This is a genomic window from Janthinobacterium rivuli, assembly GCF_029690045.1.
Taxonomy (GTDB): domain Bacteria; phylum Pseudomonadota; class Gammaproteobacteria; order Burkholderiales; family Burkholderiaceae_D; genus Janthinobacterium; species Janthinobacterium rivuli.
Window position 1 is genome coordinate 3,226,056 of record NZ_CP121464.1, and the last position, 12,411, is coordinate 3,238,466.

General features: G+C 63.9%; 8 protein-coding genes. 7 read left to right on the top strand and 1 reads right to left on the bottom strand.

Translation table 11 applies throughout. The annotated features are described in order from the left end of the window. Positions 1-40: 40 nt before the first annotated feature. Entirely contained in the window at positions 41-3,496 is a 3,456-nt protein-coding gene (locus P9875_RS14655) for a DUF748 domain-containing protein (RefSeq protein ID WP_278315713.1), read from the bottom strand. Positions 3,497-3,740: 244 nt separating this feature from the next. On the opposite strand from P9875_RS14655, the gene P9875_RS14660 reads away from it, so the two are divergent. From P9875_RS14660 to P9875_RS14690, 7 genes are all read left to right on the top strand, one after another. Beyond that, positions 3,741-5,885, top strand: a complete 2,145-nt coding sequence (locus P9875_RS14660; RefSeq protein ID WP_278315714.1) for a TonB-dependent siderophore receptor — start codon at positions 3,741-3,743, stop codon at positions 5,883-5,885. A gap of 55 nt (positions 5,886-5,940) precedes the next feature. Further along, positions 5,941-6,336 carry a DUF2946 domain-containing protein gene (locus tag P9875_RS14665; protein WP_278315715.1) on the top strand — a complete coding sequence of 132 codons (396 nt, stop codon included), beginning with the start codon at positions 5,941-5,943 and terminating at the stop codon, positions 6,334-6,336. 97 nt (positions 6,337-6,433) lie between these two features. Next, complete coding sequence (locus P9875_RS14670; RefSeq protein WP_278315716.1) at positions 6,434-8,512, top strand: TonB-dependent receptor; 2,079 nt, start codon at positions 6,434-6,436, stop codon at positions 8,510-8,512. A gap of 204 nt (positions 8,513-8,716) precedes the next feature. Continuing rightward, on the top strand, positions 8,717-9,169 hold the full coding sequence (locus P9875_RS14675; RefSeq protein ID WP_051958450.1) for a hypothetical protein: 453 nt from the start codon (positions 8,717-8,719) through the stop codon (positions 9,167-9,169). A 122-nt stretch (positions 9,170-9,291) separates the two neighbouring features. Continuing rightward, positions 9,292-10,623 (top strand): D-serine ammonia-lyase, encoded by a 1,332-nt coding sequence (locus tag P9875_RS14680; protein ID WP_278315717.1) that lies wholly within the window; start codon positions 9,292-9,294, stop codon positions 10,621-10,623. Beyond that, positions 10,623-11,546, top strand: coding sequence for a DNA-binding transcriptional regulator DsdC (gene dsdC, locus P9875_RS14685; protein ID WP_278315718.1), 924 nt, complete (start codon positions 10,623-10,625; stop codon positions 11,544-11,546). The genes P9875_RS14680 and dsdC overlap by 1 nt, the downstream gene beginning before the upstream one ends. Before the next feature lie 43 nt (positions 11,547-11,589). Further along, positions 11,590-12,405, top strand: coding sequence for a ferritin-like domain-containing protein (locus tag P9875_RS14690; protein ID WP_278315719.1), 816 nt, complete (start codon positions 11,590-11,592; stop codon positions 12,403-12,405). Positions 12,406-12,411: the final 6 nt, after the last annotated feature.

Below are 12,411 nucleotides of genomic sequence, written 5' to 3' on the forward strand. Positions count from 1 at the left end.
AAAGAGCTGGGGTCAGACCCCACGGGTCTGACCCTAGATTTTATTGCGCTGCCAATCCCAGTTTCAGTCCCACCAGCTTGCCCGGCGCGGCATCGGTTTTTTCCGGCGCACCCGCGCTGACCCTGGCCGCAGGCGTGCCGTCCTGTTGCAGGGCGGCCAGAATCGCCGCGCTGCGCTGGGTGCCCAGCTTGCTCAAGGCGTCGGCTGGCAGCGGTTGCTTGGCTTCCAGTTGCTCGCGCAAGCCGTTGTAGAAGGCGCCCGTGTCGGCCACTTGCGGCTCGCCTTCGATCAGCTTGCCCAGGCGTTGGAATACGGGGATTTTTGCCGGAGCCGATGCGGCAGCTGATGCCGACGCTGCTACGGGCGCCGCCGATTCCGCCGCCTTTTTCTGCTTGTCCAGCTCGGCCTTGCCGAAGCGCTCGCCGTACAGGTCGCGCAGGGCTCCCCGTATCTTGCGTTCGCCCAGGTTCAACGGTCCCGGTTCCTCGCCCGCTTCCAGCTTGATGCCGGCCTTGGCGGCGATGGCGCGGCGCACGGCTTGGGCGCGCAGGGCGGCCCCGTCCGTGTCGCTGTACTGGCCCGGCACGGCCAGCCTCAGCTGTTCGCGCTTGGCCAGGATTTGCGCCACTTGCTTGAGCTTTTCCCGCTCGGGCGGCAGCAGCACGGCGCTGCCCGCATCGAAGTCGATAGCTTCGAGCTTGTCGGCGCTGATGCCAAGCAAGTTGCCCAGCGCGCGGAACGGCGCCGTGACGATTTTCGTCAGCACATTGCCCACGGCTTTCCAGATCAGGGCGCCATAGCTGAATTGCGGGTCATTCATGTCGCCCGACACGGGCAAGCCCAGGTCGATGCGCCCGTCGCTATCCTTGAGGATGGCCAGCGCCAGTTCCAAGGGCAGCTTCAGGGCGTCCGGGCTGTCGATGCGCTCGCCCAGGGTCAGTTTGTCGAGCACGATCTGGTTGGTGCCGTCGAGCTGGCGGTTGCGCACCTTGTATTGCAAGTCCAGCGAAATCTTGCCTTCGGCCACCTTGTAGCCGGCGAACTTCATCGTGTACGGCGAGGCGGAGACCATGTCGACGTTCTTGAAGACCACGTTCAAGTCCGTGTTGTCGGTCGGGGCGAAGGGATTGAGCTGGCCGCGCACGCGGGCCAGGCCGAATTCGTCGATGCGGCCATCAAGTTCGATCTGGCTGCGCGCATCGCGTTTCGTGGACAGGCCCGTGACGACGCCATTGAGTTCATAGATCTTGGCGGCGAACTGGGGCCGCAAGCTGAGGTCGGCAAAGTCCAGCTTGGCGTTTTGCAGGCGCACGCGGCGCACGCGCACGGGGAAGGCGGCGTCGGCCGCCGGCGTGGCGGTGGCCGCAGGAGCGGGGGCCGTGGCCGTGGCAGGCTCGGGCGCCTTCACCAGCAGGCGCTGCGCGTTCAGGCTGCGGTCGTTTTCGATGATCAGCTGGGCGTTCGGTTCGACCACGCGCAGTTCGGGGATGTCGACAAAGTCGGGACCCACGCTGGCCGTCAGCTTGTCGGCGCGCACGCTTTTCCACGAGGCGAAGCGTTTGCCATCCGTTTCATTGAGCACGAGGCCGGCGATATCGACGCCGCCCTCATAGCGCACTTTCGGCGCTTTCGGCGCGCCGCCGCCCGTCGTCAGTCGGCCGCTGCCGGAAAGCGAGCCGCCCGCCAGTTTCAGTTTGATATGTTGCGCCAGCAACGGTTGCACAGGGGCCAGGGTCAGCTGTTTCAAATTCAGTTGCGCATCGACGGCGCCCGTGCCCGGCACGAACTTGCCGTTGGCCGTGAGCAAGCCGCCTTCGCGCAGGCCCACGCCCAGCTCGAACGGCAGCGCCTGTTTCATATCATTGCTGACGTTGTGCAGGGACAAACGGGCATCCTGCAGGTTACCCTTGATGCCAGTGCCCGCATCATCGAAACGGGCGCCGAACTTGCTCAGTTCTACCTTGTCTATCTTGGTGGACCAGGGCGCGGATGGGGCGTCCTTGGCAGTGTCGGCTTTGCCGGAAGCAAATACGGGCAGCTTTTGCGCAATCGCGAATTCTCCCAGGCGGTTGCGCGCCAGGTCGATCTGCGCGCCGCTGGCCGTCACGGCGCCCACGTGCACGGTATGCGCCGCCAGGTCGATCTTGCCTTCCGTAACGCCCAGTTGCTGCAGCTTGAACGGCGTTTGCGCGCCCCGTTGCATGGCCAGATCTGCCAAGCTGAAATTTGCGCCGTCGATCACGGTAGCCATGCCCGCTGGCGCTTGCTGCAAGCCCAGCTGCAGCTGCAGTTGCAACTGCTTCGCGCTCAATTGCAGGGCCGGCGAGACGGTTTCATCGATGGCGGACACATCCACATTGGCCAGCGCCAGCTGTTTCAAGTCCACTTTCCATTGACCTGGCTTGGCTGGTGCGGCGGGGGCTGTGTCGGCTGGTGCGGGATTACCCGGCAGCATCAGGTTCGCCACGTCGATCTCGCCCTTGCTGTCGCGGCGCACGGCCACCTTGCCACCGTACAGATTGATTTTATCCACGGTGACCTTCTGGCGCGCCAGGTCCACGTTCACGCCGGCGATGCCCAGGGTGTCCAGCGACGTAAAGGCGTCGCTCTTGCCACTTTGTACCAGCGCCAGGTCGCGCAAGGCCAGGCCCGCACCTTTGACGGTCGCTTCCAGCTTGCCGTCGGCATAGGAAAAGGCGTAGGGCAGGCGCGCCGACAGCTTGCCGCTGGTCACTAGCGCGCGCGTGTACGCTTTCAAATAGGCCGCCAGGCCGGGCAGGGAAGCGTCGTTCAGTATCAGTTCGCCTTCGCCACGGATCGGGCTCAGTGAAGCCGTGCCGCGCCAGTGCAGCTTGCCGCCGCGCGCCGCGTCGGCGCTGAGGCTGTAGCTGCCGTTGGCGTCGGGCAGGGTGGAGATATTATCGAGCGTAAAGTTGATCGGCGTGAAGTTGTCCGCATAGCCGGCCTTCTGGTCTTGCCAGTCGACTTTGCCTTGCTCCAGCGCAAAGTGGGCGATGACGAGGCGCGGCATGCCGCCTTCGCTTTTTTCCGGATGCTTGCGTTGCCAGGTGGCCAGCACTTCGGCCAGGTTGAACTTGCCGTCCGGCGTGATCGTCAGCTGGGCTTGCGGGGCCGTGATACGGATTTCCGCCAGGCTCCAGGCGCGGCGCACGATGGATTTCCATTCCAGCTGCACGGCCAGGGCGCCGATGGACAGTAGCGGTGCATTGTTTGCGCTAGCCGCTTCCTTGAACGCGATCTGGTCCGCTTCCAGGCGCAAGGTAAACGGGTTGAAGCGCACGTCGCCTATGCTGGCCTGGCGCGTGAGTTCTTTCTCGGCAAATTTAGGCAGCTGGTTTTTGATGACGTAGGGCACCAGCCAGAAGCCGGCCGCGCTGTAGGCGGCCAGGGCGCAGCCTGTGCCGACGGCCCAGCGCTGCCAGCGTTTCCAGCGAAATGTTTTCGTCTGCACGCTTTTGTTGTCGATTGTGTTCACGAACTTACCTTTTGATCTTGTTAGATGGCACGTCTTGCGCGCCGTGACTGTCAGTATGCCTCTTTGCGGCCTCGTCTGCAAAATCCAAACGTGTTTAAGTGATAACAGGCGCCTAAGGGAGCTAGTTTCTTCTATAAAACTCACACAAACTCACTCTTACTTGATAATGATTCTCATTATCGGTATCATGTCCGCTAACCGTAAGTTCTCATCCGCACTATTTTCTCATTGAAAGCCTGATGTCATGCCTGTCGTCACTCCTCGTACCCGCTTACTTCCAGTCGCCGCAGCCCTGTCGCTGGCCTTCGCTTCCCACGCCGTGCTGGCGGCCAATGCAGCCGGCGGCCAGGACGAGCCGACGGCTGGCGATGAGAAAGTCATGCAAGCCGTGCAAGTGACGGGCGCCCGCGCGCAAGGACTGGTGCCGCTGACCACGGAGGCGGGAAGTTTCCGTGGCGCCAGCATCATGGACGTGCCGTCGACCGTCAACGTGATCACGCGCGAATTGCTGGAGCAGCAAGCCGTGTCCGGCCTGTACGACGCCGTGCGTAACACGGCCGGCGTGACGCGCCAGCAAAACGGGGGAGAGACGTGGGATCAGCTGGTGATACGCGGCATCGCCGTGGAAAACCGCACGAATTACCGCCTCAACGGTTCCCTGCCCATCATGAACTTCTCGCAAGTACCCATGGAAAACAAGGAGCGGGTGGAAGTGCTGAAGGGCGCCTCGGCCCTGTACTACGGTTTTACGTCGCCAGCCGGCGTCGTCAATTTCGTTACCAAGCGGGCCGGCAGCCAGCCCGTCACGAGCATGGGCTTGAGCCTCGATGACCGTGGCAGTGCCGTGGCGAACGTCGACGTGGCGCGCCGCTTTGGCGCGCAACAGGAATTCGGCGTGCGCGTGAATGCGGCCGGCGGCACCCTGGGTTCCTACCTCGACCATGTCGGCAACGGCAACCGCCGCTTCCTTTCCACGGCACTCGACTGGAGAGTAACGAACAAATTGCTGCTCAAGGCCGACCTGGAATACGAGCGCCGCAGGGTGACGGAGCAGGCGGGCGTGGCCTTGCCCACGGCCGTGAAAGGCGTGATCCGCTTGCCGCGCGCCGTCGATCCACGCCAGTTGATCGGCCCCGACTGGTCGAATTTCGAAGCACAAACGAAAAACGCGCAATTGCGCGCCGACTACGCCATCGCCGATGGCTGGGCCTTGACGGTGGAGGCGGGCCACTCGGAAACGGCGCGCGACCGCCGCCTGGCCATCTTCCGGCTGAACAACGCTGCCGCGCTGGCCACGGGCGCGGGCCGCATCACGGGCAATATCCAGCACAGCGTGATGGCGTCGGACTTGCTGCGCACGGAACTGGCCGGCAATTTTAATACGGGCTTCGTTGCCCACGAACTGACTCTGGGCGCCTCGCGCACGGACAAGTCGCAAGATGCTATCTACCAAAGCAATTACACGATCGCCTCGCAAAACCTGTACAACCCGGTCCCCGTGACGAATGTCGTGTTCGGTCCCAAACCGACGGTGCCGACGACGGCCGCGCTCGACACGCGCGACACGGGCTTGTACGCGCTCGACCGCATGGTTTTCAGCCAGCAATGGCAAAGCGTCATCGGCGTGCGCCGCAGCAGCTATCAAAGCGACCAAGGCGCCAGCCACTACGACGTCAGCAAGACGACGCCGATGGCCTCGTTGATCTACAAGGCCACGCCCGAGCTGTCGTTCTATGCGTCCACGGCGCGGGGGCTGGAAGAGGGCGAGACGGGCCCGACGGGCACCGTCAACCAGGGCGTCAAGATGGCGCCCGGCGTGAGTAAACAAAAGGAACTGGGCGCGCGCTGGCTGACGCCGGGCGGCACTTTGGTTTCCGCCGCCTTGTTCGACATCACGCGCCCCGGCTACTACACGAATGCCGGCAATGTGTTCACGTCGGACGGTGAACAGCGCTACCGTGGCCTGGAACTGTCGACCCAGGGCAAGCTGACGCGTCAGTTGTCGTGGCAGACCTCGGCCCAGTTCCTCGACCCTCGCTTTGCGCACATCAATGCCGACTACAACGGCAAGGCGCCGGAAAACGCGTCGAAACGCACGGCCAGCGCCTTCCTCGCTTACGCGTTTGACGCCGTGCCGGGCCTGTCCGTCAACGGCGGCGCGTATTACTACAGCGCCCGTCCCGTCAACGACCTGAACCAGGCCTTCTTAGGTGGCGTGAGCCTGTTCAGCGCCGGCGCCCGCTATGCGAGCCGCGTGCTGGACAAGGCCGTCGTGTGGCAGCTGAATGTGGAAAATGCGGCCGGCAAGCGCTACTGGGCCGGCGCCGGCACGCGTTTGGCGTCGGGCGCGCCGCGCGCCATCAAGCTGAGCATGAAGGTCGATTTGTAAGCAAGGTTTGACTTGCGCCCTGTGCGCAGGGGCCTTGCGCTGATACAATGTTGCCATGTTCATCAGCAAAGGCAAGGCCAGCATTGTCCTGTGGATCGCGTGTATCGCCATCTTCCTGGCCACGCTCGCCCCTACGGTGTCGCGCGCGCTGACGGTCGCCAGCGGCCTGGCCGTGCCCAGCCTGGAAATCTGTTCGGTGGCGGGCGGCATGAATATGCTGCCCGCAACATTCAATACCGACGCCCCCGATACCTCCAAGGGCGGCATGCGCATGGGCGATTGCCCGTGCTGCAGCATGCATGCCGACACCTTGTCGATGCCGCCCACGACCCTCGTGCTCGCTTCCGGAGAAATCCTCACGGGCTTGCTGCCCGAGCTGTTCTACCAATCCGCCACACCCCTGTTTGCCTGGACGCCTGTCCAGCCTCGCGGTCCGCCCGCCGCTTTCTGATCTGTCCTTTCCCTGAACTGCCTTGTGCCGCGCGGCAATGTGCTGTGCTGCGCTTGCGCCTGTTCGTCTTGCCCATACAGAATCTGAAAGCAGCACCATGAAACATTTACCGTTATTGATTTCCCTCGCCATCGCCATGCCCGCCGTGGCGCAAACGCGCACTGAACAGGTACTGCCTGAAATGAAAGTCATCGTCACGGCCATCGGCGACGGCTACCGTCCCGCCGCCGACACGGCCCTGATGCTCAGCAGCACACCCGGCTACAGCGTGGCGGCAGGCGGCGGCGTATCCGGCTTGCCCGTCGTGAATGGCTTTGCCGATGACCGTATCAAGATCCGCATCGACGGCATGGAACTGACGTCGGCCTGCGCCAATCACATGAATGCGCCGCTGTCGTACATCGATCCGCAGCAGGTGCAGCGCATCAAGTTGATCGCGGGCGTGACACCCGTCAGCGCGGGTGGCGACAGCATCGCCGGCACCATCGAGGTGCAATCGAACGCCCCCGTGTTCGCCCAGCCCGGTGCGGGCCTGCTGACGCAAGGCAGCTTTGCCGTGTCGGGCCGCAGCGTCAACAACAGCGTGGCGACCAGCGTGAACGCCTCGGCCGCCAGCGACGTGCTCAGCATCGGCTACAGCGGCGCTTACACGCGCGGACACAGCTATGAAGACGGTCACGGCAATAAAGTGCTGGCCAGCATGTATGAAAGCATCAACCAGTCCATCGTGCTGGCGGCCAAGCGCGATGGCCAGCAGCTGACCCTGCGCGCCGGCGTGCAGCACATTCCGTATCAGGGCTTCCCCAACCAGTACATGGACATGACGGATAACCATGGCCAGTTCGCCAATCTCGCCTACAAAGGCGAATTCGGCTGGGGCGTGCTCGACGCGCGCGCCTACTGGCAGCAGACGGACCATGAAATGGGCTTTTTCTCGCCCGAGCGCAAGGGTTCGATGCCGATGATTACGCATGGACGCAATACTGGCTATGCGCTGATGGCCAGCCTGCCCATGAGCGCGGGCGAGTTGCGCCTGGGCCAGGAGTGGCATGGCTTCCGCCTCGACGATTACTGGCCGGCCGTGCCCGGTTCCATGATGATGGGGCCGCGCACCTATCTGAACATCAACGATGGCAAGCGCGACCGCACCGTGCTGTTTGGCGAGCTGGAAACGCGCCATGATGCGCGCTGGACGAGCGTGCTGGGCTTGCGCGGCGAATCCGTGCGCATGGATGCGGGCGACGTGCAATCGTACGGCACCAATATGATGAACATGCCGGACCTGATGGCCGCCAAGGCCTTCAATGCGCGCAGCCGCAGCCAGCGCGACACGAATATCGATGCTTCGGCGCAAGCTACCTTCACGCCGGATCTTGCCAGCAGCTATGAATTCGCGCTGGCGCGCAAGGTGCGCTCGCCCAACCTGTACGAGCGCTATTCCTGGGGCCGCGGCTCGATGGCCATGACCATGACCAACTGGTTTGGCGACGGCAACGGCTATGTGGGCGATATCGACCTGAAACCCGAGACGGCTTATACGGCGGCATTCACGGCCGACTGGCATGGCGGCGGCGAGGAGGGCTGGTTCCTGCGCGTCAATCCCTATTACAGCAAGGTCGACAATTACATCGACGTCGACGTGCTGGCGTCTTTCCATCCGTACATGAAAATGGGTGCCAACGGCAACTTGCTGCGCTTTGCCAACCACGACGCCAAGTTGTATGGCGCCAATGTGGCGTGGCAGTTGCCGCTGGCCAGCAGCGCGCGCTGGGGCCGCTTCATGGCGACGGGCAATGCCGCTTACACGCGGGGCAAGCGCAGCGATGGCGGCGACCTGTACCGCATGATGCCGTTCAACGCCTTGCTGGCCGTCGAGCACAAGCTGGGGGCCTGGAGCAGCCGCATCGAAACGAAGATCGTGGTCCGCAAGGACAAGGTCGATGCGCGCCGCTTCGAACCGGAAACGGGCGGCTACGCGCTCGTCAACCTGCGCAGCAGCGTGGCATTGAACAAGATGGCCAGCCTGAGCGCCGGTGTCAGCAACCTGTTCAACCGCGCGTATGCGGACCCGCTCGGTGGCGTGTATCTGTCGGGCTTGAAGGCGAACGGCGGCGCGCTGCAAGCCTTGCCGGCCGAGGGCCGGTCGATTGATCTGGGGCTGCAGCTGACGTTCTAAGCGCAATGGCGCCTTCCAGCTGCCGTTGCGGCAGGTGGAAGGCGCCTGCCGAACTCACCGCATAGGCGAAAGCCAGGTGGTCGTGACAATGTGCGTATGTTTCTTCTTGGTAATTTGTTATGCTGCATGGCGTCCTGTTGCCGGCATGTGCCGTCCAGGTGCGATAGCGAGGCCTGTGCGGGTAGGAAGCTGGCTCCGTGCCGTGTGAACCATAAGGAGATAAGTATTTTTCCCCGCAAACTGCTTGGCGAAGATGCCGCCGCCATCGTGCTGTCCCTGACTGTTGTCGCGTATGTGGTATCGCTGTTCTTGACGGCAATCGTGCACTCCCACGAAGTCTTGCTGGGTGGGGGCGTATTATTGCTCGGCTGGTTAGGGCCGTTGGCTGGCAGTTTTGCCTGGTTTGCCAATCCGCTGCTTATTTTTGCCATGTACTTCTCGAAAGACAAGCCCAGTGCCGCCAAGCTGGCCGCCTTTTTTGGCTTTGCGCTGGCACTGACAGCCTTTGGCATCAAGACAATTCCTAGTGATAATGGTTCCTATGAAGTGCTGGGATTCGGTGCCGGATGCTATCTTTGGCTGGCCTGTTTTCCAGCCGTGTTCATCGCATCGTTCTTGAGCAGCAGAAAATCCAGGGCTCCTGCCCCTGGCGACTAGCCTGTTTTTTTTCTGTCGCGGCATCACAGATGATCTGTGGTCATCCATCGCCTGAGCAAGCATCGTTTGCCAGCGGCGTCAGGATGCGGTCTAATCATGGCTTCTTCCTTGACGAGCTTGCCATGCTGCCCACTTCCGCCATCTCCGCGCTGCGCGAAAAATTTCCCCTGATTACAGAATTGATGGCCTTGCAGCCCTTGAGCTGGTTCAATCCCGCCATCGCACCCGCTGCCGAGGCCTTGAATGACGTGGGCTTGACGGCGGCTGACGTGGCCGACGCCAGCGCACGCCTGGCGCGTTTCGCGCCCTATCTGGCCAGGGCGTTTCCGGAAACGCAGGCCAGCGGCGGCATCATCGAGTCGCCCGTCGTGCCGCTGCCGGCCATGCAGGCGGCGCTGGGTTTGGCATCAAGCATGACGAGCGGTCAGCTGTGGCTCAAGCAGGATAGCCATTTGCCCATTTCCGGCTCGATCAAGGCGCGCGGCGGCATTTATGAAGTGCTGAAACATGCGGAAATGCTGGCGCTCGACGCCGGCTTGCTGAAAGAGGGCGATGATTACAGCCTGCTGGCCAGCGATGCCGTGCGCGCTTTCTTTGGCCAGTATGCGATCGCCGTCGGCTCCACGGGCAATCTGGGCTTGTCGATCGGCATCATGAGCGCGCGCCTGGGCTTTCGCGCCACCGTGCACATGTCGGCCGACGCGCGGCAATGGAAGAAAGATAAATTGCGCAGCCATGGCGTGACCGTCGTCGAATACCCGACCGACTACAGCGTGGCCGTGGAAGCGGGGCGCAAACAGGCGGAAAACGATCCGACTTGCCACTTCGTCGACGATGAAAACTCGCACGATCTGTTCCTCGGCTACGCGGTGGCGGGGCAGCGCCTGAAAGCCCAGTTCGTGACACTTGGTGTCGCGGTCGATGCGCAGCACCCGCTGTTCGTCTACCTGCCGTGCGGCGTGGGTGGCGGTCCCGGCGGCGTGGCCTTCGGCTTGAAGCTGGCCTTTGGCGACGCGGTTCACTGTGTGTTTGTCGAGCCGACCCACTCGCCGTGCATGCTGCTGGGCGTGCACACGGGCTTGCATGATGGCATCAGCGTGCAGGAAATCGGCATCGACAACCTGACGGCCGCCGATGGTCTGGCCGTGGGACGCCCGTCCGGCTTCGTCGGACGCGCCATGCAGCGGCTGATCGACGGCTACGCCACTGTCACGGATGAAGAACTGTACCGCTTGCTGGCGACGCTTGAGCAAACGCAAGGCTTGCGCCTGGAACCGTCCGCCGTGGCCGGTTTCGCCGGCATCCAGCCCGTGCTGGCCGCATCGCAATATCAACCGAATCTGGCCCAGGCCACGCACCTGGTGTGGGGCACGGGCGGCAGTATGGTGCCGCAGGCGGAAATGGACGCCTACGTGGCGCGCGGCCGCGCCTTGCTGGCGGCCGGAGCCGTTTGATGCCGGCCGGCGCGCCGCTCAGGGCCACGCTGACGGCCAGCCAGTTCGCCAACCTGCACACCTTTCTTGTGGCGGCGCGCCACGCCAGTTTCGCGCTGGCGGCGCAGGAACTGGCGCTGACGCCCAGCGCCGTCAGCCACCGCATCGCCCGGCTGGAAAGCAGCCTGGGCTTGCGGCTGTTCGAGCGCCTGACGCGCCAGGTCAGGCTGACGCAAGACGGCGAACGCATCTTCGCCGCCCTGCAAAGTGGCTGGGACAGCCTGCACGCGGCCCTGGCCGGCGGCGACACGCTGGCAGGCAGCGTCACCGTGCATGCGCGCCCATCTGTTGCGCAATGCTGGCTGGTGCCGCGGCTGGCAGGCTTCGCTGCGCAATATCCGGACGTGTCGATGGACTTGCGCGTGGGCAATGATAGTGTCGACTTTCGCGCCGGCCAGGTCGACCTGGCCTTGCACTATGGCGACGGCAGCTTTCCCGGCCTGGCCTCGCGCAAGCTGATGGATGAATGGCTGGCGCCCGTCTGCAGCCCGCAATATGCGCGCCAGCACGGCTTGCTGGATGCGCCACGCAACTTGCCCGGCGCGACGGTACTGCACGACACCCTGGCCTGGCCCGCCTGCGCGCCCGATGCCGAGTGGCGTTTGTGGCTAAACGGGCAGGCGCCCGAGGTGAGTTTGCCCGCGCGCAGCCTGCGATTCGACCGCGCCGACCTGTGCGCGCAGGCGGCTATCCACCACGCGGGCGTGGCCATGGGCCGGCGCCAGTTGGTGCAGCCATGGCTGGACAGCGGCCAGCTGATCCTGCCGTTTGGCGGGTTTGCCTTGGCCGGCCCGCAGGCGTATTACCTCGTGCACGCCGCGCGGACACCTCTGCCGGCAAGAGTGCAGGCCTTGTTCGACTGGCTGCTGGGGCAGGCAATTTGATACACTGCGCGCCTTGTTCAAGAACGCGCACGAAGGAAGCACCATGCACGCATCATCTCCATTGACCTCCACGCCGCCACAGGAACTGCGAACGGATGCGCTCGCCTGCCTGCTCGAACCGGATCCGGCAACGAAGGTGGCGATGGTGGCGGCCATGGCCGAAGCACAGCTTGCGCTCGATGCGCAGGCGCCGCTGGCGCCGACCGGCCCCGTGCCAGGGCGTCCCGAGCGTCCGGAACTGGTGCCGCCGCGCCTGGTGGGGCGGCGTTCGATGATCACGCCGGAAGGGCGCGCCATGCTGGTTCACGCGCTCGCGCACATCGAATTCAATGCGATGAATCTGGCGCTCGACGCCCTGTGGCGCTTCCCCGATTTGCCCTTTGATTACTATACGGACTGGCTGCGCGTGGCAAAAGAGGAAGCCACGCACTTTGCCATGCTGCAGGCGCACTTGCAGGTGCTGGGCCACACGTACGGCGACTTTCCCGGCCACGATAGCCTGTGGGAAATGGTCGACAAGACGCGCGGCGACGTGCTGGCGCGCATGGCGCTCGTGCCGCGCACCCTGGAAGCGCGGGGCCTGGACGCGATTCCGCCGCTGCGCGCCAAGCTGGCGCAGGCGGGCGACATGGCCGCCGCCGCCATCCTCGACATCATCCTGCGCGATGAAGTGGGGCACGTGGAGATCGGCAACCGCTGGTACGGCTACCTGTGCGATCAAAGGGGCCTGGAGCTGCGCGCCACCTATGCCGAGCTGGCGCTGCGCTACGAAGCGCCGACCCTGCGCGGCCCGTTCAATCTGGAAGCGCGGCGCCGGGCGGGCTTTTCGGAGCTGGAACTGTCCGATCTGCCCGCCTGACCTTGC

Coding starts and splice junctions, on each gene's coding strand:
- P9875_RS14660 (WP_278315714.1), top strand. CDS start 3,741: ATGCCTGTCGTCACTCCTCGTACCCGCTTACTTCCAGTCGCCGCAGCC.
- P9875_RS14665 (WP_278315715.1), top strand. CDS start 5,941: ATGTTCATCAGCAAAGGCAAGGCCAGCATTGTCCTGTGGATCGCGTGT.
- P9875_RS14670 (WP_278315716.1), top strand. CDS start 6,434: ATGAAACATTTACCGTTATTGATTTCCCTCGCCATCGCCATGCCCGCC.
- P9875_RS14680 (WP_278315717.1), top strand. CDS start 9,292: ATGCTGCCCACTTCCGCCATCTCCGCGCTGCGCGAAAAATTTCCCCTG.
- dsdC (WP_278315718.1), top strand. CDS start 10,623: ATGCCGGCCGGCGCGCCGCTCAGGGCCACGCTGACGGCCAGCCAGTTC.
- P9875_RS14690 (WP_278315719.1), top strand. CDS start 11,590: ATGCACGCATCATCTCCATTGACCTCCACGCCGCCACAGGAACTGCGA.